20 protein-coding genes and 2 pseudogenes are annotated in these 23,893 nt (G+C 69.4%); 18 read left to right on the top strand and 4 right to left on the bottom strand.

Annotation, left to right across the window (positions count from 1 at the left end):
- The first annotated feature begins 223 nt into the window (after nt 1–223).
- Entirely contained in the window at nt 224–1,654 is a 1,431-nt protein-coding gene (locus tag ACFY1L_RS21560) for a cellulase family glycosylhydrolase (RefSeq protein ID WP_388826918.1), read from the top strand.
- A 133-nt stretch (nt 1,655–1,787) separates the two neighbouring features.
- Here the strand turns inward: ACFY1L_RS21560 and ACFY1L_RS21555 are convergent.
- Both ACFY1L_RS21555 and ACFY1L_RS21550 read right to left on the bottom strand, forming a co-directional pair.
- Nucleotides 1,788–2,771 (bottom strand): annotated as a pseudogene (locus tag ACFY1L_RS21555) (alpha/beta hydrolase family esterase); the annotation flags it as partial.
- A 31-nt stretch (nt 2,772–2,802) separates the two neighbouring features.
- The gene (locus ACFY1L_RS21550; protein ID WP_388826383.1) at nt 2,803–4,449 is read right to left on the bottom strand and encodes a glycoside hydrolase family 27 protein; all 1,647 of its coding nucleotides are present in this window, start codon (nt 4,447–4,449) and stop codon (nt 2,803–2,805) included.
- A gap of 417 nt (nt 4,450–4,866) precedes the next feature.
- Between ACFY1L_RS21550 and ACFY1L_RS21545 the strand changes: the two genes are divergently transcribed.
- The 3 genes and pseudogenes from ACFY1L_RS21545 to ACFY1L_RS21535 form a co-directional block, all read left to right on the top strand.
- On the top strand, nt 4,867–6,471 hold the full coding sequence (locus tag ACFY1L_RS21545) for a glycoside hydrolase 43 family protein (RefSeq protein ID WP_388826380.1): 1,605 nt from the start codon (nt 4,867–4,869) through the stop codon (nt 6,469–6,471).
- 52 nt (nt 6,472–6,523) lie between these two features.
- The gene (locus ACFY1L_RS21540) at nt 6,524–8,566 is read left to right on the top strand and encodes a non-reducing end alpha-L-arabinofuranosidase family hydrolase (protein ID WP_388826377.1); all 2,043 of its coding nucleotides are present in this window, start codon (nt 6,524–6,526) and stop codon (nt 8,564–8,566) included.
- A gap of 42 nt (nt 8,567–8,608) precedes the next feature.
- Nucleotides 8,609–9,120: pseudogene (locus ACFY1L_RS21535) on the top strand (glycoside hydrolase family 6 protein); the annotation flags it as partial.
- A 46-nt stretch (nt 9,121–9,166) separates the two neighbouring features.
- Here ACFY1L_RS21535 and ACFY1L_RS21530 read toward each other — a convergent pair.
- The gene (locus ACFY1L_RS21530; protein WP_388826374.1) at nt 9,167–9,964 is read right to left on the bottom strand and encodes a FadR/GntR family transcriptional regulator; all 798 of its coding nucleotides are present in this window, start codon (nt 9,962–9,964) and stop codon (nt 9,167–9,169) included.
- Between the two features lie 372 nt (nt 9,965–10,336).
- On the opposite strand from ACFY1L_RS21530, the gene ACFY1L_RS21525 reads away from it, so the two are divergent.
- From ACFY1L_RS21525 to ACFY1L_RS21460, 14 genes are all read left to right on the top strand, one after another.
- A complete protein-coding gene (locus tag ACFY1L_RS21525; protein WP_388826371.1) occupies nt 10,337–11,698 on the top strand; it encodes an ABC transporter substrate-binding protein in 1,362 nt (453 codons plus the stop codon).
- Nucleotides 11,695–12,609, top strand: a complete 915-nt coding sequence (locus ACFY1L_RS21520; RefSeq protein ID WP_388826368.1) for a carbohydrate ABC transporter permease — start codon at nt 11,695–11,697, stop codon at nt 12,607–12,609. The genes ACFY1L_RS21525 and ACFY1L_RS21520 overlap by 4 nt, the downstream gene beginning before the upstream one ends.
- Nucleotides 12,610–12,664: 55 nt before the next feature.
- Nucleotides 12,665–13,567, top strand: a complete 903-nt coding sequence (locus tag ACFY1L_RS21515; RefSeq protein ID WP_388826365.1) for a carbohydrate ABC transporter permease — start codon at nt 12,665–12,667, stop codon at nt 13,565–13,567.
- A gap of 74 nt (nt 13,568–13,641) precedes the next feature.
- Nucleotides 13,642–15,654 (top strand): hypothetical protein, encoded by a 2,013-nt coding sequence (locus ACFY1L_RS21510; RefSeq protein WP_388826362.1) that lies wholly within the window; start codon nt 13,642–13,644, stop codon nt 15,652–15,654.
- Nucleotides 15,651–15,998, top strand: a complete 348-nt coding sequence (locus ACFY1L_RS21505) for an L-rhamnose mutarotase (RefSeq protein WP_388826359.1) — start codon at nt 15,651–15,653, stop codon at nt 15,996–15,998. The genes ACFY1L_RS21510 and ACFY1L_RS21505 overlap by 4 nt, the downstream gene beginning before the upstream one ends.
- Nucleotides 15,999–16,061: 63 nt before the next feature.
- Nucleotides 16,062–16,961, top strand: a complete 900-nt coding sequence (locus ACFY1L_RS21500) for an amidohydrolase family protein (protein WP_388826356.1) — start codon at nt 16,062–16,064, stop codon at nt 16,959–16,961.
- On the top strand, nt 16,958–18,001 hold the full coding sequence (locus tag ACFY1L_RS21495; protein WP_388826353.1) for a zinc-binding dehydrogenase: 1,044 nt from the start codon (nt 16,958–16,960) through the stop codon (nt 17,999–18,001). The genes ACFY1L_RS21500 and ACFY1L_RS21495 overlap by 4 nt, the downstream gene beginning before the upstream one ends.
- Nucleotides 17,998–18,759, top strand: a complete 762-nt coding sequence (locus tag ACFY1L_RS21490; protein WP_388826350.1) for an SDR family NAD(P)-dependent oxidoreductase — start codon at nt 17,998–18,000, stop codon at nt 18,757–18,759. Before ACFY1L_RS21495 ends, ACFY1L_RS21490 begins: the two co-directional genes overlap by 4 nt.
- Nucleotides 18,756–18,914: a hypothetical protein gene (locus ACFY1L_RS21485; protein WP_388826347.1), complete on the top strand. Its 159-nt coding sequence runs from the start codon at nt 18,756–18,758 to the stop codon at nt 18,912–18,914. Before ACFY1L_RS21490 ends, ACFY1L_RS21485 begins: the two co-directional genes overlap by 4 nt.
- Nucleotides 18,911–19,948, top strand: a complete 1,038-nt coding sequence (locus ACFY1L_RS21480; RefSeq protein ID WP_388826344.1) for a PfkB family carbohydrate kinase — start codon at nt 18,911–18,913, stop codon at nt 19,946–19,948. The genes ACFY1L_RS21485 and ACFY1L_RS21480 overlap by 4 nt, the downstream gene beginning before the upstream one ends.
- Nucleotides 19,949–20,040: 92 nt before the next feature.
- Nucleotides 20,041–20,892, top strand: coding sequence for a fumarylacetoacetate hydrolase family protein (locus ACFY1L_RS21475; protein WP_388826341.1), 852 nt, complete (start codon nt 20,041–20,043; stop codon nt 20,890–20,892).
- A gap of 8 nt (nt 20,893–20,900) precedes the next feature.
- Entirely contained in the window at nt 20,901–21,044 is a 144-nt protein-coding gene (locus ACFY1L_RS21470) for a hypothetical protein (protein ID WP_388826338.1), read from the top strand.
- Nucleotides 21,041–21,805, top strand: a complete 765-nt coding sequence (locus ACFY1L_RS21465) for an SDR family NAD(P)-dependent oxidoreductase (RefSeq protein WP_388826335.1) — start codon at nt 21,041–21,043, stop codon at nt 21,803–21,805. Before ACFY1L_RS21470 ends, ACFY1L_RS21465 begins: the two co-directional genes overlap by 4 nt.
- 2 nt (nt 21,806–21,807) lie before the next feature.
- Nucleotides 21,808–22,809, top strand: coding sequence for an aldo/keto reductase (locus tag ACFY1L_RS21460; protein WP_388826332.1), 1,002 nt, complete (start codon nt 21,808–21,810; stop codon nt 22,807–22,809).
- 170 nt (nt 22,810–22,979) lie between these two features.
- Here ACFY1L_RS21460 and ACFY1L_RS21455 read toward each other — a convergent pair whose 3' ends face one another.
- A complete protein-coding gene (locus tag ACFY1L_RS21455) occupies nt 22,980–23,867 on the bottom strand; it encodes a TIGR03619 family F420-dependent LLM class oxidoreductase (protein WP_388826329.1) in 888 nt (295 codons plus the stop codon).
- Between the last annotated feature and the right edge of the window lie 26 nt (nt 23,868–23,893).

Genomic DNA, 23,893 nt, shown 5'->3' with positions numbered 1-23,893 from the left:
GCTGGGCTTCTTCTAGGCGCCGAAAGAAGGGCGCCTGACCAGGGCAGATGCCCATCATGCGCCCTTCGCGGTGCGCAACTTGTGGGTGCGCCGCTGGCGCTGATCGCCGCGGGCGTTCTCGCCTATGGCGCGGTCTTCGGGACGTTCGGCGACAACGCCGAGCCGCACGCGGCAGCGGCGCCGGCCCCCGGTTCCCGGCAACGCGGCGGCGGCCGTGGCCGCGATGCAGCCGGGCTGGAACCTGGGCAACAGCCTGGACGCCAGCCCCGAGGAGACAAGTTGGGGTCAGCCGCGCACCACCAAGCACCTGCTGGACTCGGTCCGCGCCCAGGGCTTCAAGAGCATCCGCATCCCCGTGACCTGGAGCGACCACCAGGGAGCGGCACCGAACTACACCATCGACCCGGGGTACATGAGCCGGGTCAGGCAGGTCGTCGACTGGGCGATCGCCGACGGCCTCTACGTGATCATCGACGTGCATCACGACTCCTGGCAGTGGACCAGCAAGATGTCCACCGACCACGACCAGGTCCTGGCCCGCTTCGACACGACCTGGGACCAGATCGCCACCGCGTTCCGGAACGAGCCCGCCCAGCTGGTCTTCGAGAGCGTCAACGAGCCCCAGTTCGACAACGCCGACAACACCCGCAAGGCCCAGCTGCTCAACGAGCTGAACACGTCCTTCCACAAGGTCGTGCGTGCGTCGGGCGGCAACAACAAAACGTTCAGCGTGAACGTCGCCGGCTCCACCCGCTTCGACGCGCAGGCCCGGGGCGACCTGGACAAGACGTTCAAGCGGATGCGCGACACTTTCGTCGCCCAGGGCATCCCCGTCGTCCTCGGCGAGTACGGCGTCCTCGGCTACGACCACGGTCCCGGCGCGGTGGAACGCGGTGAGATGCTGAAGTACTTCGAGGCGCTCGGCCACGCCGCCCGCACCAACAAGGTCACCACCGTGCTGTGGGACAACGGCTCCTTCTACGACCGCGGCAGGTTGCGCTGGAAGGACGCGGGGCTGCTCCGCCAGATCAAGTCGAGTTGGACGACACGCTCGGCGACAGCCTCCTCCGACCGCGTTTTCGTGCCGAAGTCCGGCCCCGTCAAGGACCGTTCGCTCACCCTGAACCTGAACGGCGCCACCTTCACGGCGCTCAAGCAGGGCACCACCAAGCTGGTCAGCGGCCGGGACTACACCCTCTCCGGCAAGCGTCTCACCCTGAAGGCGGCCACACTCACCCGGCTCGTCGGCGACCGCTCCCCCGGGGTCAACGCGACGCTCCAGGCCGGGTTCTCCCGAGGAGTCCCGTGGCGCATCCAAGTGATCACCTACGACACCCCGGTGCAGTCGGACACGACCGGTACGACGGCGTCGTTCCGCATCCCCACACAGTTCCGGGGTGACGTGCTGGCGACGATGCAGGCCACGTACGCCGACGGCGGCAACGCAGGCCCGACCAGTTGGACCGCGTACCAGGAGTTCAACACCGCCTTCGCACCGAACTACGCCAACAAGACCATCCGCCTGACCCCCGCCTTCCTGAACGCGCTCACGGACAACACGCGCGTCAAGCTCACCTTCCATTTCTGGAGCGGCGCCACCGTGACGTACCACGTGACCAAGTCTGGAAGCACGGTGACCGGCACGGCCTCCTGACCACGGCTCGCCCGACCTGGGGCCCAGCCGCAGGCGGAGGGTGCCAGGTCGGGCGCCGATGAACCGTCGGTCACTTCGGCGCAGTCCCTGTCATGGCGCAGGCCGTGCCGTTGAGGGTGTAGAGCGTGCTGGTGACCCGACAGGTCGCCGTCCCCGAGGGCGGGTTGGAGGTCTGGAACTGCGTGAAGAACTTCCAGACCTCCTGCGGCACCCAGGTCCTGGATCCGCTGTCACCGGCGGCCCCGTCCTGCGGAGCGGCGATGTGCCCTTCGTCGAACGCGGCCCAGACGACCGGATGCCCGGCCGAGCAACCCGAATAGGCGGTGACCCGGTGCGTCAGGCTGCCCTGCGCCGGCTCCGGCGGGTTCTGGGCGGTGCAGCCGTTGTTCCTGACGAACCTGTCCCGCAACGCCCGTCCGCCGGAGATGCCGAGGACGTTGTCCCTGAGGCCGTGCACCCCGAGGTAGGCGATGGGCTGCGTGCCACCGCTGCATCCGCTCAGCTGCCCGCCGCTCTGGACCGCGACCGCGCGGAAGACCGTCGCGCGGGAACAGGCCAGGGCGTACGACATGGCGGCTCCGTAGCTGAATCCCAGGGCGAAGCGCTGTGTCGTGTCGACGCACAGACCCGTCTCGATGCGCCTGAGCATGTCGTCGACGAAGGTGACGTCCTCCCCACCGGCATTGGCCCAGCCGTTGTTGAGGCCCTGGGGTGCGACGAAGATGGTGCCGTTGTTCGCCAGTCGCTGGAGCCCGTAATAGGCCCAGGTGCCTGTTTCCACGGTGCGGCCGGTGGCGACGTCGGTGGAGGTGCCGCCCAGCCAGTGGAACCCGAAGACCAGCCGGTAGGCGCGGTTGCGGTCGTAGCCGTCGGGGATGCGCAGGATGAAGTTCCGGTTCTTGCCGCCGCTCTGGATCGTGTGTGTTCCGCTCGTCAGGGCGGGAGCCTTGCCGCACCCTGCGGTCGGGACAGCGGCGCCGGCGGATGCGTCCGCCGTGGCGGAAACCGTGCGCGGTGTGTTCTCGCCCTGGCCGCGGCCCAGTGCCGTGCCTCCCATGCTCAGGACGACCACCACCGCGACCACGGCGGACCATAAGAGGGATCTTGTCCTCGTCATCGTGAAACTCCCCTTCCGAAGCCGCGGTTGCTCACACGCGGGTCCACTTCTGGCCGGCCTGGCCGTTGCAGGTCCACAGCACCAGCGGGGTCCCGTTCGCGGTGCCGGCCCGGTCGACGTCGAGGCAAAGCCCGGCGTGGACGTTGCGGATCGACCCGTCGGAACCGGCGGACCACTTCTGGTTGTCCTGGCCGTTGCAGGGCCAGGTGATGACCCGGGTGCCGTCGGTGGTGCCCTGGTTGTAGGCGTCCAGGCACTTGTCGCCGAAGACACGGATCTCGCCGCCGGCCCACGTGGTCCACAGCTGGTTGGCGGCCGTATGGCAGTCCCAGAGCAGTACTGTCGCCCCGGCGGCGGTGGAGGCGTTGTCTACGTCCACGCATCGGCCGGACCCGTTGCCGCGCAGCCGCGAGGTGGTGGCGGCCAGCGGGCTGCCACCGCTCACCCGGAACACGGCCACGCCGTGCGCGGGGACGCTCGCCGAGATCTGGCCCGCCGTACTCGACGTGCCGCCGGTCCACAGATCGGTGAGGGTGAACGGCCCGCCGGACAGGCCGACTTGAGCTGCAGTCGTGCTGACCGCCGCGGTGCTGCCTCCCCGGTTGAACAGGCCCACCGCCACCGAGCCGTCGGACAGCGGCTTGGCGAACACCTCGGTGCTGCCGTCGTCGCGCACCCTGCGCCCGCCCGCGCCCAGCTGATCCTGGTTCACCGCCAGCAGACGCGGGTTGCGCAGGATCGCGCTCACGTCGGCGGACATGGTGCGGATGTCATTGCCGGCCATGAGCGGGGCAGCCAGCAGCGCCCACAGGGCGAAGTGCGAGCGGGACTCGGTCAGTGACAGGCCGGGACGGCCCACGACCAGCATGTCCGGGTCGTTCCAGTGCCCTGGACCCGACTGCGCCGCCAGTGGCGCGGTGACGTCAAGGACGTTGCCGACGCCCATCGGATAGCTGTTGGTGTTGCCGTTCTGCCAGATGTCGAGCAGGTCCTCGGTCGTCCGCCACAGGTCGGCGACCTCGCCCCAGTTGTACGTGGCGCCGGTGATGGCGTGGAAGCTGTTGGGGTTGATGCTGTAGACGATCGGCCGCCCGGTGGCACGCAGTGCGTCGCGCATCACCGTGAACCGTGCGACCTGCTCGTCACGGCTGCCGCTGGAGGAACACCAGTCGTACTTGAGGTAGTCCACACCCCAGGCGGCGAACGTGGCGGCGTCCTGGGCTTCGTGCCCCCTGCTGCCCGTCGACCCGGGATAGGCGCCGCTGGTCTGCGCGCACGTGCGCTCGCCCGGCACCTGGTAGATGCCGAACTTCAGCCCCTTGCCGTGGATGTAGTCCCCGAGCGCCTTCATCCCGCTCGGGAACTTGGCCGCATTGGCCCGCAGGTTGCCCGCCGCGTCACGCTGTGGGTCGAACCAGCAGTCGTCGACCACCACGTACCGGTAACCGGCGTCCCGCATCCCCGAGGACACCATCGCGTCGGCGGCCTGGCGAACCTGCGCCTCCGTGACCCCGCACCCGAAGCTGTTCCAGCTGTTCCAGCCCAACGGTGGAGTGAGCGCCGGGCTGCCGGGCGCGGCCGAAGCAGTGGAGTGAGCGGAAGCCGTCACGGACGCGGTGACCGTCAGCACGATGGTCGCGAGGAGGCGGAGCAGTCGTCCGCCTGACCGTCTGGGCACCAAGGGCTCCTTCGCGGAAGGGCGCCATGGGTGGGTGACACGAAGATCGATGTCACGTCCATGACACTGGATGGAAGAGAGATGGGTGATTCGAAATTTCGTGAGCAATTCGGAAACCAAGACCTCACGGATGTTAGGGAGGTCATCGAACGTGTCAACACCCATCACCGTACTGCCTCCACTATCCGGCCATACAGACTCATGGAAGGCGACATATAGGCACCATATGGGCAGCTGACCCGCGGTTACATGGGATCTATCTTCGAATGTTTCGAAGCCAACAACGATTTATGCGAGAGGTATTGACGGGGTTCACCGGCTCTCTATCATCCAGGATGCTCGACAAGCCGATCCATGTTCGACATCTCGTATACAGAGCAGCCACTGGGCCACAGAAGGGGATCGCCACTCTTGCAGATGTCATGGACTCATCAAAAGTTGTCCCGTCGACGCGCGCTGACGGCGTCCACCGGCCTGGCCGCCGGTGCCCTGCTTCCTCCGACTGCGGCCCCCGCGACCGCGGCGGCCTTCACGAACCCGGTGATCTGGCAGGACTTCGCGGATATCGACGTCATCCGCGTCGGTGACACCTACTACGCCTCGGCCTCGACGATGCACTACTCGCCGGGCGCACCCGTCCTGCGCTCGTACGACCTGGTCAACTGGGAGATCGCCGGCCACTCGGTGCCGGTCCTCGACTTCGGCGCCAAGTACGACCTGAACGGCGCCCGTGGCTACGTCCGGGGCATCTGGGCATCCTCGCTGGCCTACCGGCCGAGCAACCGGACCTTCTACTGGCTGGGCCAGATCGACTTCGCCCGGACGTACGTCCACACCGCCACCGCCGCCGAGGGGCCGTGGAGCAGACTCACGACGATCAGCACCCCCTACTACGACGCGGGGCTACTCGTCGACACCGACGACACCCTCTACGTGGCGTATGGCAACACCACCATCAACGTGGCCCAGCTCTCGCCCGACGGCCGCAACCAGGTCCGGACACAGCAGGTGTTCACCACACCGTCGAGTGTCGGCACCCTCGAGGGCTCCCGCTTCTACAAGATCAACGGGCAGTACTACATCTTCCTGACCCGCCCCGCGAACGGGCAGTACATCCTGAAGTCGTCGAGCGGCCCCTTCGGCCCGTACACGATGCGGCAGGTCCTGCTCGACTTGCGCGGGCCGATCCCCGGCGGTGGTGTCCCGCACCAGGGCGGGCTGGTGCAGACGCAGAGCGGCGCCTGGTACTACCTGGCCTTCGTGGATGCCTACCCCGGCGGCCGGATGCCCGCCCTGGCCCCGATCACCTGGACCCCGGACGGCTGGCCGGTCGTGCAACTCGTCAACGGCGCATGGGGCACTTCGTATCCCAGCCCGGCCGTGCCCACTCCGCCCCGCCAGGTCACCCCGATGAGCGGCATCGACACCTTCGACGGGACGACCCTCAAGCCCCGGTGGGAGTGGAACCACAACCCGGACGACACCAAGTGGTCGGTCGACAACGGACTGACCCTGCGGACCGCGACCGTCACCAACGACCTGTACTGGGCCCGCAACACCCTCACCCACCGCATCCAAGGTCCGACCTCCACCGCCACGGTCCAGCTCGACCACAGCGCGATGCGCGACGGCGACCGCGCCGGACTCGCACTGCTGCGTGACTCCTCCGCCTGGATCGGCGTCAAGCGCGACGGCGGTACCACGCGGCTGGTGATGGTCAACGGGCTGACCATGGACGGCAACTGGAACACCACCGGCACCGGCACCGAGGCCGCGAGCGCGCCCCTCTCCGGCAGCCGCGTCTGGCTGCGCGCGAACGCGGACGTCCGCCCCGGCACCGGACGCCCCGGCACCTTCTCGTACAGCACCGACGGCACCGCCTTCGCCCGCCTCGGGCCCGCCTTCTCCCTGGGCAACGACTGGCGGTTCTTCATGGGCTACCGCTTCGCCCTCTTCAACCACGCCGCCCAGGCGCTCGGCGGCTCGGTGCGCATCGCACGGTTCGAGCTGACCACGCCCTGAGGAGGTCCACCGAGCGCACCACGCACCCCCCACCCACCCCACAAGGAGAACTATGAACCCGCTGAAACGGCTCGGCTGTCGCCGAGCCTCGGTCCTGGGCCTGCTGGCCGCGACCGTGCTGGTGACACCCGGGACCGCGACCGGCGCGCCAGACGCCGTCCGGGCCTCCACCCTGGGCGCCCAAGCGGCCCAGTCCGGACGGTACTTCGGAACCGCCGTGGCCGCAGGCCGGCTCGGCGACGGCACGTACACCGGCATCCTGGACCGCGAGTTCAACATGGTCACACCCGAGAACGAGATGAAGTGGGACACGACCGAGCCGTCCCGCGGCTCGTTCAACTTCGGCCCCGGCGACCAGATCGTCAACCGGGCGACGTCCCACGGTCAGCGCATGCGTGGCCACACCCTGGTGTGGCACTCCCAACTGCCCGGCTGGGTCAGCTCCATCAGGGACGCGAACACTCTGCGATCCGTGATGAACAACCACATCACCACCGTGGCGAACCACTACAAGGGAAAGATCTACGCCTGGGACGTGGTCAACGAGGCCTTCGCCGACGGCGGCAGCGGCCAGCACCGCTCCTCGGTCTTCCAGAACCTGCTGGGCGACGGCTTCATCGAACAGGCCTTCCGCACAGCTCGGACGGCCGACCCGGCGGCCAAGCTCTGCTACAACGACTACAGCATCGAGGACTGGAACGCGGCCAAGACGCAGGGCGTCTACCGCATGGTGCGCGACTTCAAGTCCCGCGGCGTGCCCATCGACTGCGTCGGCTTCCAGTCCCACTTCGGCACCGGCGGACCGCCGGCCGGCTTCCAGACCACGCTGTCGAACTTCGCCGCCCTGGGCGTGGACGTACAGATCACCGAACTGGACATCGCGCAGGCGCCGCCGACCGCGTACGCGAACACGGTCAGGGCCTGCATGAACGTCTCCCGCTGCACCGGCATCACGGCCTGGGGCATCCGAGACAGCGACTCGTGGCGCAGCGGCGAGAACCCCCTGCTGTTCGACCGCAACGGCAACAAGAAGCCGGCCTACAACGCGGCACTGACCGCACTGGGCGGCACCCCCACCGCCGCGAGCGCATCAACCACCGTGCAGGGTAAGGCAGTTCGCTCGGCCAAGTCCGCCGCCGCCCTGCCCTCCACCTTCAAATGGAGCTCCAGTGGTGCGCTGATCTCGCCGAAGTCGGACGCGACCCACAACATCGCCGGGATCAAGGACCCGACGGTCGTCTACTACAACGGCAAGTACCACGTGTTCGCGAGCACCGCGAACGCCTCCGGCTACAACCTGGTCTACCTGAACTTCAGCGACTGGTCGCAGGCGGGTTCGGCCACGCACCACTACCTGGACCGCACTGCCATCGGGTCCGGTTACCGGGCCGCACCGCAGGTGTTCTACTACGCGCCGCAACGCCTGTGGTACCTCGTCTACCAGACCGGCAACGCGTCGTATTCCACCAACTCCGACATCAGCAACCCGAACGGCTGGAGTGCGCCGCGCAACTTCTACGCCTCGATGCCGGACATCATCCGGCAGAACATCGGCAACGGCTACTGGGTCGACATGTGGGTGATCTGCGACAGCGCCAACTGCTATCTGTTCTCCTCCGACGACAACGGGCATCTGTACCGCTCCCAGACGACCGTCGGCCAGTTCCCGAACGGGTTCACCAACACGGTCATCGCGGCCCAGGACTCCAACAGGTACGCCTTGTTCGAGGCGAGCAACGTCTACAAGGTGCAGGGCGCCAACCAGTATCTGCTGCTCGTCGAGGCCATCGGATCGGACGGCCGACGCTACTTCCGCTCCTGGACGACGAGCAGCCTCGCCGGCTCCTGGACACCCCTGGCCGCCACCGAGAGCAACCCATTCGCACGGGCGAGCAACGTCACCTTCCCCGCGGGCGCGTGGACCAAGGACATCAGCCACGGCGAAATGATCCGCGCCGGCTACGACCAGACACTCACCATTCCCGCCTGCCGACTCCAGTACCTCTACCAGGGCAAGGACCCCAACGCGAGCGGCGACTACAACAGCCTCCCGTGGCGGCTCGGCCTCCTCACCCAGACCAACTCCACCTGCTGACCGACCGTGCCATGGGGAGCGCTTCCGGTGGGAGCGCTCCCCATGCTCGCCACCGCACCGTCCGCCCACGCGGCCGACCCGACGGCCATGACCAGCGGGTTCTACGTGGATCCCGACTCCAGCGCGAAGCGGTGGGTCGCCGCCAACCTCGGAGACGGCCGGGCGCCCGCGATCAACACCTCCATCACCAACACCCCGACGGCCCGCTGCTTCGGCTCCTGGAGCGGCACCATCGGCACCGCCACCGGCGCGTACGTGTGCGCCGCCGACTATTGGGACAAGCTGCCCATCCTCGTCGCCCACAACATCTACAACCGCGACTACTGCGGCGGGCACTCCGCGGGCGGAGCCTCTTCCCCATCCGCCTGCGCGAACTGGATCGCCACAACGGCAACGGCAACGGCTCCAACGGCCATTGGTGCAACCCCTCAGGTCGCCGTATCGGTACCCCCACCCGGCTGGGCGGAGGCGCCGAGATGCTCTTGTGGATCAAGGTTCCGGGCGAGTCCGACGGCAACTGCGGTGTCGGAACCGGCTCTTCGGCCGGACAGTTCCGGCACCGGGTCAGGGGGCTCGCTCGACGGAACTGCCCCCTGGACGCTATCCGAACAGGCGTCGCTGGATCTCCCGCCGGTAGTCCTCGAGAGTCCTGTCGAGATGTGCCGCCGTAGCCTCGGCCGCCTCGTCGGGCCGGCCGTCACGAATGGCCCGGTAGATCACCTCGTGCTCCACGACCGCGGACTCGGTTCCTTCACCGAGCGAGTCGTGGATCCCGATCGCGCTGGACTGCCGCTGCAGTCGGCGCGCGTCACGCACGGCGCTGACGAGGAAGGTGTTGTGCGAGGCCGCGGCCACGCCCATGTGGAAGTCCTCGTCCGCCTGGTTGAACTCCTCGACCTGACCGTGGACGAACCCGTGGCGGCACTGCTGCATGGCCACCTCGATGGTCCGCAGCTCGGCGGGCGTGGCGCGGGTGGCAGCCAGACTGCTCGCGGCCATCTCCTGAACCCTGCGGAACTCGAACAGCATGAGTACGTGATCGAGGTCGACGGGACGGAAGAAGCCGCCCCAGCGGCTGGTGATGAGCATGCCCTCGTCGTCCGAGACGAACAGTCCACGCCCCTTGTGAGCCTTGACCCGGCCGAGCGCCGAAAGGATCTTCACGGCCTCCCGCACCACAGCCCTGCTGGTGTTCAGCGTCTGGGCCAGATCGTTCTCGGTGGGCAGCCGATCACCTGCCACCAGGCGGGCCTCGGCGATGAACTCGAGGATCTGCTCCGCCACGATCTCGTAGCCGGGCCGGTAGTCACGCCGCTCGTCCGCGCCGTTCACCGCTGCCGCCGCAACGGAGGGTGCCTGCGTCGGCGAGGCCGCCTGGGCCGCGGGCGTGTCGTTCATCTGTCCTGCCTCCTGGCTGGCGCAACTGGAGCGGTTGGTCGCTGTGGAGCCGCGGTCATCGTAGCGCAAGCATCAATGAGTCGTACTCATCTGGCAAGTAGATCCACATCATGGAGCTCGATCTTCCATCGTTATATATAGTAACTTTCTGGACATTTCATGCACTCATGCTGCAGCATCACCCGCAAATCGACGAGAAGAAGGCTGCACAAACCCTTGACGGGCCCCTTTATAAGGCGGCTAATTTCTTCCGCAGCGGCAAGCGGAGCGGCCGTTGCGGTACCCGACGCCCGACCGGTTCGGCCTGGCGTCGCCCATTCCTCGCGCCACCTGCCCATCTCGGGGCGCCCTGTACAAGCAGTGGAGTCGCACATGACCGTCAACAAGCCTTCGTCCGGCCGGGAGAGAGTGTCCAGCAAGAGGCGCGCGGCACTGCTGGCCGGCTGCGCGGCCGCCGCGGCGCTGACCATGACCGCCTGTGGCGGCGGTACCGCCGGCACGACCGACAAGGACGGCTTCGCTCAGGCGCCGCAGAAGGACGGTGCGTTGACGGTCTGGGTGGATGCGACCCGTGTGGAGGCCGCGAAGCTGTACCAGAAGCAGCATCCGGACGTGAAGCTGGACATCGTCACCTACGACGGCGACGCCAACGGCTCGAACTACCTCCAGACCAAGGTCCAGCTCTTCAACCGCACCGGCAAGGGCTGGCCGGACGTCGTGTTCAGCTCCCAGAACAACGAGGCGTCCTGGGCGGTCGACCAGAACTTCGCCGCTCCGCTCAACAAGGGCCTGATCCCCTCGGCGACGCTGGGGAAGTTCGCGAGCGGGGCCAACGACGTCTGCACGGTGGGCGGCACCGTCTACTGTCTGCGCAACGACCTCTCCCAGGCGGTGCTCTGGTACAACGCCCCCCTGCTGAAGAAGTTCGGCTACACGGTGCCGACGACCTGGGAGGAGTACCAGAAGCTCGGCGAGAAGGTGGCCAAGGAGCACCCGGGCTACCTCGTGGGCGACGCCGGCGACTCCTTCACCCCAGAGATCTACCTGTGGGCGAGCAAGTGCGGCGCCAACCACATCACCGGCCCCAAGTCGGTGTCGGTGAACACCTCCAGCGAGGCCTGCACCAAGATGGCCAAGCTCATGGACGTGCTGATCAAGAACAAGTCCATGTCCATCAGCGGGGTCTTCAGCACCGACTTCGGCAAGAACCTCGCCGACAAGGTCCTGCTCATGCCGGGTCCGGCCTGGTACGGCGGCGCGCTGTTCGAGGGCACCTTCAAGACGCCGGCCAAGCAGATCGCGGCCGCGCCCATCCCCCAGTGGCAGGGGGAGACCTCGCCGTCCACGGGCAACGTCGGCGGCGGCACCTGGCTGCTGTCCAAGCACTCCGAGCACGTCAAGGCCGCCACCGACTTCCTGAAGTGGGTCACCACCGACAACGCCTACCAGGGCGAGAAGGCGCCGGGCTTCCCCGCGTACACGCCGACGGCCGAGACATGGCTGAAGGGACAGGACGCCTCCGGCTACTACGCCAGCGACCTGAGCGCCCTCAAGGCCGCCTCCTCCCAGGTCTGGAACGGCTGGGGCTCGGGCCAGTTCAGCCAGGAGGCGATCTGGGCCGCCACCGTCAAGCCCGGCCTGACCCAGGGCAAGAGCATCGTCTCGCTGCTGCCGGCCTGGCAGGACTCCATCGTCAAGTACGCCAAGTCCAACGGATACAAGGTCTCCCAGTGACCCTCACCCACTCCCGGGCCGGTTCTGCCGCCCGGCGCCGTCGTGGCGCCGCGCGGCAGAGCCGGGCCGGCATGGCCTTCGTCGCCGCCTACGTGGTCCTGCTGGTCGCCTTCGGCGTCCTTCCGACCGCTTACGCGGTCTACTTCGCCTTCACCGACGCCGGGGGCAAGATCACCGGCTTCTCCAACTTCATCACCACGGCGCAGGACTTCCGTTTCGTGGACGCCGTGACCCATGTCGCCACCTACCTCGCCTTCTGGCTCGTTTCGCTGGTCGTGTTCGTGGTGGCCCTGGCGCTGCTGCTGCACCGCCTGGCCTCGGGTGGCGCCAGCAAGGCGCTGCGTTTCCTCTACTACATCCCGGGAGCGCTCGCCGGCGCCGCGAGTGTGCTGGTGTGGCTGTTCATGCTCGACCCGACGGTGAGCCCGGTCAGTTCGCTGCTGGGCACGCTGGGCTTCCACACCTTCGGCGAGGTGATCGCGCCCGGCAACCTCCCCCTGCTGTTCACGATCATCGCATTCTGGACCGGCGCGGGCGGCTGGATCGTCGTCATGTACGGCGCACTCAACAACATCCCCACGGATGTGATGGAAGCCGCGCGCATCGACGGCGCGGGCGCCTGGCAGACCGCCTGGCACGTGCAGATCCCGATGCTCCGCAAGTGGATCGTGTACATGGTGATCCTGGCCTTCGCGGGCGGCGCCCAGTTGTTCGTGGAGCCGCAGTTGCTGTCCCTCGCCAGTGTGGGCGTGGCCGGACGCGACTACTCGCTCAACCAGTTGACGTACGACTTCGCCTTCCAGATGAACAACATCAACGGCGCCGCCGCGGTCTCGGTGGAGCTCCTGGTCGTCAGTGTGTCGGCCGCCGCCGTCTTCGTCGCACGGTCGGGGTTCTTCGATGCCGACTAGAACTCATGTCAGTCGAGTCGCCGCCACGGCGAGCTCGGAACTGGAAGCGCCCCTCATGAGCCGATCTCACCACCAGCCGCCGCACCGCGGGTCCGTACGGCACCTGGCCTCCCGGCTGCTGACCGGATCCGTACTGGCCGGGTTCCTTGCCTTCTTCGTGCTGCCGGTGCTGTGGCTCGTCCTCGCGGCGACCAAGACCGACCAGCAGTTGGTCCACGACAACCCGCTCTCCTTCGGGTCGTTGCACGCACTGAAGGCCAACTGGCACGCGCTCACGGCGTTCCAGGACAACGCCGTCATGCAGTGGCTCGGCAACTCGGCCCTGTACGCGGTGATCTCGCTGGTCATCACCCTCGCGGTCGCCATTCCCGCGGGATACGCCCTGGCCATGACCGAGTTCCGCGGCCGGCACACCCTGCTCATCGCGACGCTGGTCGTGATGCTCATGCCGAACGCCACACTGGTGGTGCCGCTGTTCCTGGAGATCAACGCGGTGCACCTGATCGGCACCATGTGGTCGATCATCCTGCCGTACTCGTTCTACCCGTTCGGCGTGTACCTGACCTACATCTACTTCACCACCGCCGTACCGAAGGACCTGCTGGCGGCGGCACGGATGGACGGCTGCTCGGAGTTCCGCGTCTTCTGGCACATCGCGCTGCCGCTGGCGACCCCGGTCATCGCGCTCGTGGGCTTCTTCAGCTTCGTCGCCAACTGGACCAACTACTTCCTGCCGTACGTCATGCTCCCCGAGAGCAGCCAGATGCCCATCCAGGTGGGCGTCGGATCCCTGCTCAGCAACGTGCCGTCCTTCAATCCGGCCGTCGGCAACCTCGCGATCGAGCGGCCGCAGCTGGCCCTGGCGACACTCGTGGCCATCACGCCCGTGCTGATCGTCTTCCTCTTCGCCCAGCGCTTCCTGGTCAGCGGGATGCTCGCCGGCGCCACCAAGGAATAGCGGCCCGTCCCGACCGCCCGGCCGTCGTCCCCGGCGTGCGCCGTCCCGCCGTCCGCCCCGAACGGAGATCTCCCATGCCCTTCAGCTCTGCCGACCGCACCACGGCCGAGGACACCCCCAGCGACCAGCCGGCCCCGCCACCCGAGATCGAGGCGGGGGTGCCGCTGCTCGAACCACCCGGCTGGGCCGTGGCCCAGCGATCCCTGTTCGACCTCCTCGACCACGGCTGGCGGCGCTTCGCCCACGACTTCACCGGTCCGGACGGACGGCTGAACTACTCCGGCCCGCTGACCACCCGTGACGGGGTGGACGACTTCTACGAAGTGTTCTTCAACTGGCCGCAGCTGTACCTCCTCGGCGGCGCCGACGATCTGCTGCCCGCCAGTGAGAAGCACTGGGAGGGCGTGACCCGGCAGCTCACCGAACTGGGCATGTTGCACGAGGAGTTCGAGCGCGGATACGACTGGTTCCACCAGGGCGAGAGCCTGCTCCTGCTCTACTTCCTCAGCATGGCCGCCCCCGACCGCTGGTCCGAACGCGCCCTGCGCTTCGCCGAGTTGTACGTCGACCCGGCCAAGGGCAACTACGACCCCGCCCACCGCATCATCACCCGCCCGCACAACGGCAGCGACCCCGACCGCACAGGCCTGTTCGACGGTGACGTCTATCCCTGGCTGCAGAACGAGGCGCGGACGTACGGCTTCCCGCTCGACTGGATTCCCGAGGCCGACGGCGGCCCCCACCCCCTCTCCGCGGACCCGCGTCTCGGCGCGCAGATGCGGGACCGGATGGGCGTCGGCGACACCGCGGTCAACCTCGCCGCGGCCGGGCTGGTCCTCAACGCCTGGATCCTGTCCGGCGAGGACCGCTACCGCGACTGGATCGTCGAGTACGTCGGCGCATGGCGGGAGCGCACCGAGGCGAACGCCGGTCTCATCCCCGACAACGTCGGCCCGGACGGCGTCGTCGGCAGCCTGCTGGAGGGCCGCTGGTACGGCGGCCACTACGGCTGGTCCTGGCCGCACGGCTGGCACAGCGTGGGCCACGCGGCCTGTGTGGCGGCGCTGGCGGCGGCCACGGTCACCGCGGACGACGACTACCTCTCCATGGTCGCGACCTCACTCGACACCCTCATCGGCCGCGGCAAGGTGATGCCCCACACCGAAGCGGACTCCAGCCTCCCCTCCAAGTGGACGGCCGAACTCGGGCCCGACATCCACACGCCCACGCTCCACCTCCCCTTCCGCCACAAGGACTCGGGCTGGTTCGACTACAACCCGGCCACCCCACCCGTCCCGGTGGCCCTGTGGCACCACACGGCCTCCGACGCCGACCGCGCCCGGCTGGAGGGGCTGCGCGAGGCCGACGGCATCGACTGGCGCACCGTCCGACCGTTCCGCGCCAAGGAAGAGTCCGGGCACGAGAAGGCGTGGTTCGCCTTCCTCGCCGGCGACGACCCCGACTACCCCGAACGCATCCTCGCCACCGCCCAGGCCCAGGTCCGCCACCGCCTGCGCCGCATCGACCGCTACCGCGACCTGGACGTGCCCGAGGCCGACATCCACGTCTGGCAGCAGTCCAACCCCGTAGTCACCGAAGCCCTCGTCCAGCTGACCTGGGGCGGCCCCCAGGTGCTCTACAACGGCGGCCTGCAGCAGGCCCGGCTGCGCTACCACGACGCCGAGGCCCGCCGTGCCGGCCTGCCGCCGGACGTGGCCGCACTGGTCACCTCCATCGACCCCGAGGCGACCACCGTCGAGCTGGTGAACCTCTCCCCCGAGTCCAGGCGCACGGTGATCGTGCAGGCCGGCGCCTTCGCCGAACACACCATCACCGCTGTCCGGTACACGACCTGCTCGGACGACGGCTGGATCGGGGACATGTACGACTACGGCCACACCGAGCCCGTCGTCACCGAGACGGAGCAGGTCTGCGACGGCGCTTTCCTGGCAGTCCGGCTGCCCGCGTCCACCCGCATCCGGCTCACCCTGCGCCTCCAGCTGCGCACCAACACACCCAGCTACCGCACGCCGTTCGACACCCCCGCCGGCCGGCCCTCCCCTGGCACGGACGGAGAAGCCGCATGAAGCGCCTCGCCCAGACCATCAGGCTCCGGCCCGAGCACCGCGAGGAGTACCTCGAACTCCACTCGGCCGTCTGGCCCGGCGTCGAAGCCGCCCTGCACCGGTCGAACATCCGCAACTACAGCATCTTCCTCCACGGCGATGTGCTGTTCGCCTACTTCGAGTACCACGGCGACGACTTCGAGGCCGACATGGCCGTCCTCGAAGCCGACCCCGAGACCCGGGAGTGGTGGAAACTCACCGACCCCTGCCAGGAGCCCTGGCCCGACCGCGGCGACTCCCGCCAGTGGACGGAGCTCCCCGAGATCTGGCATCTGAGCCCGCCGGGTGACACCAACGGCGCCTGACGCACCTCACCGCCCCGACCACTTGGCCCCGCCCGACGTGGACCGACCCGACTTGGACCACCAGTGAGCCCCACCACCGCCCCACTCATCGACGCCCACCACCACCTGTGGGACGTCGACCAGCGTCCGCAGCCCTGGCTCGACGACCCGGCTCTGGCAACGATCCGCCGCTCCTTCACCCCTGACGACCTGCGTACCACCGCGACTCAGCCCATCGCGGGCCGCCGTCTGCACAGCACGGTGGCCGTGCAGTGCATGCCGGACGTGCCCGAGACGGAGGACCTCCTCGCGCTCGCGGGGCGGGAGCCGCTGATCGGGGCCGTGGTCGGCTGGGCGGACCTGACGTCCCCGGGGATCGGGGACCTGCTCGACGGGTTGCTCGCCGGGCCGGGCGGTACGTATCTGCGGTCCCTGCGTCATCTCGTGCAGGGCGAGACAGATCCGGAATGGCTGCAACGCCCCGATGTCGAACGCGGGTTGGCGGCGGTCCAGGACCGCGGGCTCTGCTACGACGTGCTCGTCCGCAGCCACCAGCTCGACCAGGCGATCCGGCTGGCCGAGCGGTTCCCGGACCTGCCTCAGGTCCTCAACCATGCGGGCAAACCGGCGATCGCCGGTCGCGAACTGGCGGACTGGGAACGCCGGTTGCGGCGGCTAGCCGGACATCCACAGGTGATCTGCAAGGTGTCGGGACTGATCACAGAGGCCGACCACAGCACCTGGACCACCGCCGACATCCGCCCGGTGTGGGATGTCCTGCTGAGCACCTTCGGGTCCGACCGGCTGATGTTCGGCTCGGACTGGCCGGTGGCGAATCTCGCGGGAGGCTGGAACCGCTGGGCCGCCACGGTGGACGAACTGCTCGGCGGATGTTCCGCCGACGAGACCTCGGCGATTCTCGCGGGCACCGCGACCGCCTTCTACCGCCTCACTCGTACGGAACGGACCTTGGGATCACGATGACACTCGCTGTTCGCTACATGGCCGCCCGCACTCTGGAGACGGCTCCGGCCGAGTTCTCCGAGCCCGGTCCGGGCGAGGTGGAGCTGGCGCCCGCCTTTGTCGGTATCTGCGGTACCGATCTGCACATCTTCCACGGCGACATGGACGCCCGGGTCGATGCGCCCGCCGTCCTGGGACACGAGATGTCCGGCCGCGTGGTGCGGGTGGGGCCGGGCGTGGAGGGCTGGCGGCCCGGTGACGCGGTCACGGTGATGCCGCTGCGCTGGGACGGCACCTGCCCGGCCTGTTTGAGCGGTCATCAGCACATCTGCCAGCACCTGGACTTCATCGGCATCGACTCCCCGGGCGCGATGCAGCAGCGCTGGACCGTGCCGGCCTCCACACTCATCCGGCTGCCGGGCTCTCTCGCTCTGGACCGGGCCGCACTGGTGGAGCCCACGGCGGTGGCCGTGCACGATGTCGGGCGGGCCGACGTGCGAGCGGGTGAGCGGGTCGTCGTCGTGGGCGGCGGTCCGGTCGGGATCCTGATCGCGCTCGTGGCACGGGCGGCCGGGGCCGAGGTCCGCGTGGTGGAGCTGAGCGCCCACCGGCGGGCGCTGGCCGAGGAGTTGGGGCTGGCCTCCTGGGACCCGGTCGCCGAGGACGTGCCAGAGGCGGTGCGGCGGTGGACCCGGGGCGCCGGTGCGGACGTCGCGTTCGAGGTGTCCGGTGCGGCGGCCGGCGTGAACACCGCCGTGGACGTGTTGGGGGTGCGGGGCAGGCTGTGCCTGGTCGCCATCCACCCCCGGCCGCGTGAGGTGAATCTGCACCGCTTCTTCTGGCGCGAACTCACTTTGGTGGGCGCCCGGTTGTATGACCGCGGCGACTTCGAGAGGGCGGTGGCCCTGGTCGCGGACGGCACCATTCCGGCCGGGCGGCTGATCAGCAAGGTCGTGCCGCTCGCTGAGGCGCCCGCGGCGTTCGAGGCGCTGGAGGGCGGCGGTGACGTGATGAAGATCCTCGTGGACTGCACCACCGACACCGAGGGAGCATCCGCATGACCTCCTTCGACCTCACCGGAAAGCTCGCCGTCGTGACCGGGGCGCGGCGCGGCATCGGCCGGGCCATGGCCCGCGCCCTGGCCGAGGCCGGTGCGGACGTCATCGGCGTCAGCGCCAGCCTGGAGGCATCCGGCAGCGCGGTGGAGAAGGACGTCCTGGCCGCGGGGCGTACGTTCGAGGCGATCCGCACCGACTTCGCCGACCCCGAAGCCGTACGGACTCTGGGTGCGGACCTGGCCGGGCGTCAGAGGCCGGTGGACATTCTGGTCAACAATGCGGGCACGATACGTCGTGCTCCGGCCGCCGAACACGCCGATGCGGACTGGGAGTTGGTGCTCCAGGTCAACCTCACCGCGCAGTTCGCGCTGACCCGCGCGGTCGGCGCGGCGATGGTGGCCCGCGGCCAGGGGAAGGTCATCTTCACCGCCTCGCTGCTCAGCTTCCAGGGCGGCATCACCGTCCCCGGCTACACCGCCGCCAAGCACGGCATCGCCGGACTGACCAAGGCGCTGGCCAACGAATGGGCCCCGCACGGCGTCAACGTCAACGCCCTCGCGCCCGGCTACATCGCCACCGACAACACCCAGGCCCTCCAGGACGATCCAGTGCGCAGCAAGGCGATCCTGGACCGGATCCCGGCAGCCCGGTGGGGCAGCGCCGACGACCTGGCCGGTGCCACCGTCTTCCTGGCCTCGGACGCTGCGGCCTACATCCACGGCGTCGTCCTGCCCGTCGACGGCGGATGGCTCGGCCGATGAGCACCGACATGGCTGCCGCGCCGGCGGGCGCCCGCGTCCTGCCGGTACTGACCGTGCCCGAACCCGCCACGGCCGCCCCGCTCGCCGACGCGCTCGGCGCCGGCGGCGCGATCCGTCGTCTGACGGCCGAGGCCGTGGAGGTGGATACGCCGTGACCGATGTGGTGGCCCTCGGCGAGGTCATGCTGCGTTTCGACCCTGGGGAGGGGCGGATCAGCACCGCCCGCACCTTCCGTGTGTGGGAAGGGGGCGGTGAGTACAACGTCGCACGCGGGCTGCGCCGCTGCTTCGGCGTGCGGACGGCTGTCGTCACTTCGCTCGCCGACAACGCGGTGGGCCGGCTCGTCGAGGACCTGATCCTGCAGGGCGGCGTCGACACCTCGCTGATCCGCTGGGTACCCGACGACGGCATCGGCCGCACCGCGCGCAACGGCCTCAACTTCGTCGAGCGGGGCTTCGGCATCCGCGGCGCACTCGGTGTCAGCGACCGCGCCCACACCGCCGCATCCCAGCTGCGCAAAGGGGACGTCGACTGGGACACGGTCTTCGCGGCAGGGGTGCGCTGGTTCCACACCGGCGGCATCTTCGCCGGCCTGTCCGACACCACCGTCGACGTCGCCGACGAGGCGATGACGGCCGCCCGCCGCCACGGTCTCACCGTCTCCTACGACCCCAACTACCGTCCGAGCCTCTGGGCCGGCCGCGGCGGACCGGAGCGGGCCCGCGAGGTCGACCTGCGGCTCGCCCGGCACGCCGATGTCGTCGTGGGCGCACTGGGGATGGCGGGCCGCCATCCCGGCGCCGACCGCATCAGTGCCGACGAGGTACCGGACGCGCTCGCCTCGGTGGCCGGCCTGCTCCCCGACGCACAGGTGCTGGCGACGACCCTGCGCGAGGTCCCTTCGGCCGGAGTGAACGACTGGAGCTCAGCCGCGTGGTCGGCGGAGACCGGTCACGTCATCGGCCCCAGGATGCCCGGGCTGCACGTCCTGGACCGCATCGGCTCCGGTGACGGCTTCGCCGCCGGCCTGATCCACGGCCTGCTCGCCGGTGCCGGTCTGGAGCGCGCCCTCGCTTACGGCACGGCCCTCGGCGCCCTCACCATGACGACGCCCGGAGACGTGGCCATGGCCTCGATCGCCGAGGTCGAGGCACTGATCGCGGGTGCCCCCGCCGCTGTCAGACGCTGACGGCGGCTCCACCCCTGCCAAGCTCACATATTCGTCCCGACTCCCATGGTCGGGACGCCGAAATTTCATCTGATCCAGGGATGGGAGTCCATATGAAACTGCTTCGGATCGGGGCAACAGGAGAGGAAATCCCGGCGGTCCTCGGCGAGGACGGACGCGTGTTCGCCCTGGCTGAGCTGACCGGGGACATCGACGGGGCGTTCCTCGCCACCGGCGGAATCGACAGAGCCGCGGCAGCACTGGCCGCCGGACACCTGCGTGAGGTCGACCCGGTCGGGCTGCGCATCGGCGCGCCGGTCGCCCGCCCGGGCAAGGTGGTGTGCGTCGGCCTCAACTACCGCGACCACGCGGCGGAGACCGGTGTGGCCGTCCCCGAGCGGCCGGTGGTGTTCATGAAGGACCCGGCGACCGTCGTCGGCCCGTACGACCAGGTGCTGATCCCCCGCGGCTCGGTGAAGACCGACTGGGAGGTGGAGCTCGCGGTCGTGATCAGCCTGGAGGCCCGCTACCTGGCGAGCCCGGACGAGGCGGCGGCGCACATCGGCGGCTACACCATCAGCCACGACGTCTCCGAGCGCGAGTTCCAGCTGGAGTACTCGGGGCAGTGGGACCTGGGGAAGTCCTGCGAGACCTTCAACCCGATGGGGCCCTGGCTGGTCACTCCGGACGAGGTGGCCGACCCGCAGGCGCTCGGCCTGCGGCTGACCGTCAACGGTGAGACGAGGCAGGCCGGCCACACCAAGAACATGATCTTCGAGGTCGGGTACCTGATCTGGTACCTCAGCCAGTACATGGTGCTGCGCCCCGGGGACGTCATCAACACCGGCACCCCGGCCGGCGTGGCCCTCGGCCTGCCCGGCACCCCGTACCTGCGCGGGGGCGACACGGTCGAGCTGTCCATCGACGGCCTCGGCACCCAGCGCCAGACGTTCATCGACGCGTGAAGGGCACCATGTCGGCAGCATCCGCCGCGCGGACCACCGCCGTCGGCACCCACGGCATCCGCCTCCCTACCTCGCGCGGGCTCGACGGATCTGACGCCGTGAACCCCGACCCCGGCCACTCCACCATGCGCCAAGAGGAGTCCCAGGCATGACGACGACAGACCTCGAAGGACTCACGGCACTGGTCACCGGTGGCGCCTCCGGGATCGGCCTCGCCGCCGCGTCCCTGCTCGCGGAACGCGGCGCGCGGGTCGCCGTCCTCGATCTCGACCCCGCATCGCTGAAGGAACCGCTACGGGGCTTCACCGCCGACGTCTCCGACGACACCTCCGTGCGCGCGGCGGTCGAGGCCGCTGCCGCGGCACTCGACGGGATCGACATCCTGGTCAACAACGCCGGCATCGGTGCGCTCGGAAGCATCGAGGAGAACCCGGACGAGCAGTGGCACCGCGTCCTGGACGTCAACCTGCTCGGGGTCGTCCGGGCCACCCGGGCCGCCTTGCCGTACCTGCGCCGGTCCGCCCACGCCTCGGTGGTCAACATCGGCTCCATCGTCACCACTACCGGTCTGCCGCAGCGTGCCCTGTACTCGGCGAGCAAGGGCGCCGTGCTCTCGCTCACCCTCGCCATGGCAGCCGACCACGTCCACGAGGGCATCCGGGTCAACTGCGTCAACCCCGGCACCGTCGACACCCCGTGGGTCGGCCGGCTGCTGGAGGCTGCTCACGACCCGGCCACCGAACGTGCCGCCCTGAACGCCCGTCAGCCCACCGGCCGCCTGGTCACCGCCGAGGAGGTGGCCGCTGCCATCGTCTACCTGGCCTCCCCCGCGGCCGCCTCGGTCACCGGCACCGCCCTCGCGGTCGACGGCGGCATGGCGGGCCTGCGCCTGCGACCCGACGAGAAGCCATGACAATGCGCCAGAACATACTCGGACCCGGGCCGGTGCGGGTCAGTGAACTCGCCTTCGGCGCCGCAGCGATCGGCAACCTGTTCACCGCGGTCACCGACACCGAGGCCGAGGAAGCCGTCGTCGCCGCCTGGGAGTGCGGTGTCCGGTACTTCGACACGGCACCGCACTACGGCCTCGGCCTGTCCGAACGCCGACTCGGCACCGTGTTGCGCGGCATGCCCCGCGAGGAGTACACGATCTCCACCAAGGTCGGCCGTCTCCTGGAGCCCACTGACTCCGGTGACGGTGACGACCTGGCCCACGGCGGCTTCGCGGTCCCTGCGACGCACCGCCGCCGGTGGGACTTCAGCGCCGAGGGTGTACGCCGCTCACTGGAGGGCAGCCTCGAGCGCCTGGGCGTGGACCGGATCGACATCGCCTACCTGCACGACCCGGACGACCACGCCGAATGGGCCCTCACCGAGGCCTATCCCGAACTGGAACGCCTGCGCGCCGAGGGCGTGCTCGGCGCGATCGGCGTCGGCATGAACCAGGCCGAGCTGCCCGCCCGGTTCGTCCGTGAGACGGACATCGATGCCGTGCTGCTGGCCGGCCGCTACAGCCTGCTCGACCAGCGAGGCCTGGCCGAGCTCCTGCCGCTCGCCGCCGAGCGCGGCGTCGGCGTACTGGTCGGCGGGGTCTTCAACTCCGGCCTGCTCGCCGACCCGAAGCCGGGTGCCACTTTCGACTACGCCGCAGCTCCCACCGAACTCCTCGTCCGGGCCACGCAGTTGAAAGAAGCATGCGAGCGGCACGGCGTCCCGCTGCGCTCCGCCGCGCTCCGGTTCCCCTTCGGGCACCCGGCCGTCGCGTCGGTCCTGGTCGGCACCCGCAGCGCCGGCGAGGTGCGGGACGCCGCCGCGATGGTCAACCACCCCATTCCCGGCGCGCTCTGGGCGGAGATCAAGGAGCGCGGACTGCTGCCTGCCCACGTACCCACCCCGGCCCCGGCCGAGGAGGAGTGATCCCGGAGGCCGTCCCGCTGGTGGAACGCTTCCTGTGAGATTCTCGAGAGGAGTGGCAGATCGTCGCGGTCCGAGCCACCGGGCAGCAAGGAGCGCGCCCGCATCCGCTGGGGCGGACGCCCCCTCGACGCGGCAACTTGATCACCCCGGGGGCCTTCCCGGCCACGGCATCAGGTGAGTCGCGGGGCGACCTCGGCTGCGACCCACTCCATCGCCTTCCCGACGTGCTCAGCGGCGACAGGCAGCCACAGGGTGCAAGCGGTGAGCCCTGCCTCGGCGAGCCGCCCGAGGTCGTCGGCGACGCTCTCTGCGGTGGGCGCAGCACCGCCGAGTGGTCGTCCCGGTGGCGGAACCTCCGCGGGGACGCCGGGCGGAGTGAGGAACGCGGCGGAAGCAAGCGTCATGCGGTCGGCATTCCCGCTGCCGCCGGCGAGGTCATGCAGGCGGCGCCGGACGTCGCTCACGTCCGCGGCGTCTGCGCCGGTGCCGTACCAGCCGTCGCCGAACCGCAGCGCACGACGCAGGGCGGCGTCGCTGTGTCCGCCGACCCACACGGGCGGACCGCCGGCGGTGAGCGGAGGCACTCCCAAGTGCGCGGCGTGCAGTGTCGTGAACGGCCCGTCGAAGTCTGCGGGTCGCCGGGTCCACAGGGCCTTGGCGGCGGCGAGGTGGTCGTCGGTGCGTGCACCGCGTTCACGGGCGGATACGCCGACGGCGGCGAACTCGTCCGGGTTCCAGCCGGTGCCGACGCCCAGGATCAGGCGGCCGCCGGACACGACGTCCAGGGTGGCCGCCTGGTTGGCGAGCACCAGTGCGGGATAGTACGGGGCGACGAGTACGGACGTCAGCAGCCGCAGGCGCGTCGTCGCCCCTGCGACGGCCGACAGCAGCACAAGCGGGTCCGTGTCGAGGCCGAAACCGCTGTCCAGGAGGCGGTTGCCGACGGCGACGTGATCGAAGCCCAACTCTTCGGCGTGGAGCGCGGCGCGGAGCACGCCGGCTCCATCGTCGAGCGGCCAGCGCGGCTGGAGGGAGACGCCTAGGCGCAGCAGGGGCATGAGGTTGCCTTTCGCAGTCCGATAGG

It is taken from the genome of Streptomyces sp. NPDC001663 (assembly GCF_042893105.1).
Taxonomy (GTDB): Bacteria; Actinomycetota; Actinomycetes; order Streptomycetales; family Streptomycetaceae; genus Streptomyces.
This window is presented reverse-complemented; position numbering and strand designations above follow the sequence as displayed.

Bases quoted from the DNA above. Each gene is read 5' to 3' on its own strand.
- ACFY1L_RS21515 (WP_388826365.1), top strand. From the start codon at position 12,665: ATGAGCCGATCTCACCACCAGCCGCCGCACCGCGGGTCCGTACGGCAC.
- ACFY1L_RS21470 (WP_388826338.1), top strand. From the start codon at position 20,901: ATGTCGGCAGCATCCGCCGCGCGGACCACCGCCGTCGGCACCCACGGC.
- ACFY1L_RS21530 (WP_388826374.1), bottom strand. From the start codon at position 9,964: ATGAACGACACGCCCGCGGCCCAGGCGGCCTCGCCGACGCAGGCACCC.
- ACFY1L_RS21465 (WP_388826335.1), top strand. From the start codon at position 21,041: ATGACGACGACAGACCTCGAAGGACTCACGGCACTGGTCACCGGTGGC.
- ACFY1L_RS21545 (WP_388826380.1), top strand. From the start codon at position 4,867: ATGTCATGGACTCATCAAAAGTTGTCCCGTCGACGCGCGCTGACGGCG.
- ACFY1L_RS21485 (WP_388826347.1), top strand. From the start codon at position 18,756: ATGAGCACCGACATGGCTGCCGCGCCGGCGGGCGCCCGCGTCCTGCCG.
- ACFY1L_RS21505 (WP_388826359.1), top strand. From the start codon at position 15,651: ATGAAGCGCCTCGCCCAGACCATCAGGCTCCGGCCCGAGCACCGCGAG.
- ACFY1L_RS21560 (WP_388826918.1), top strand. From the start codon at position 224: ATGCAGCCGGGCTGGAACCTGGGCAACAGCCTGGACGCCAGCCCCGAG.
- ACFY1L_RS21510 (WP_388826362.1), top strand. From the start codon at position 13,642: ATGCCCTTCAGCTCTGCCGACCGCACCACGGCCGAGGACACCCCCAGC.
- ACFY1L_RS21475 (WP_388826341.1), top strand. From the start codon at position 20,041: ATGAAACTGCTTCGGATCGGGGCAACAGGAGAGGAAATCCCGGCGGTC.
- ACFY1L_RS21490 (WP_388826350.1), top strand. From the start codon at position 17,998: ATGACCTCCTTCGACCTCACCGGAAAGCTCGCCGTCGTGACCGGGGCG.
- ACFY1L_RS21540 (WP_388826377.1), top strand. From the start codon at position 6,524: ATGAACCCGCTGAAACGGCTCGGCTGTCGCCGAGCCTCGGTCCTGGGC.
- ACFY1L_RS21460 (WP_388826332.1), top strand. From the start codon at position 21,808: ATGCGCCAGAACATACTCGGACCCGGGCCGGTGCGGGTCAGTGAACTC.
- ACFY1L_RS21525 (WP_388826371.1), top strand. From the start codon at position 10,337: ATGACCGTCAACAAGCCTTCGTCCGGCCGGGAGAGAGTGTCCAGCAAG.
- ACFY1L_RS21495 (WP_388826353.1), top strand. From the start codon at position 16,958: ATGACACTCGCTGTTCGCTACATGGCCGCCCGCACTCTGGAGACGGCT.
- ACFY1L_RS21455 (WP_388826329.1), bottom strand. From the start codon at position 23,867: ATGCCCCTGCTGCGCCTAGGCGTCTCCCTCCAGCCGCGCTGGCCGCTC.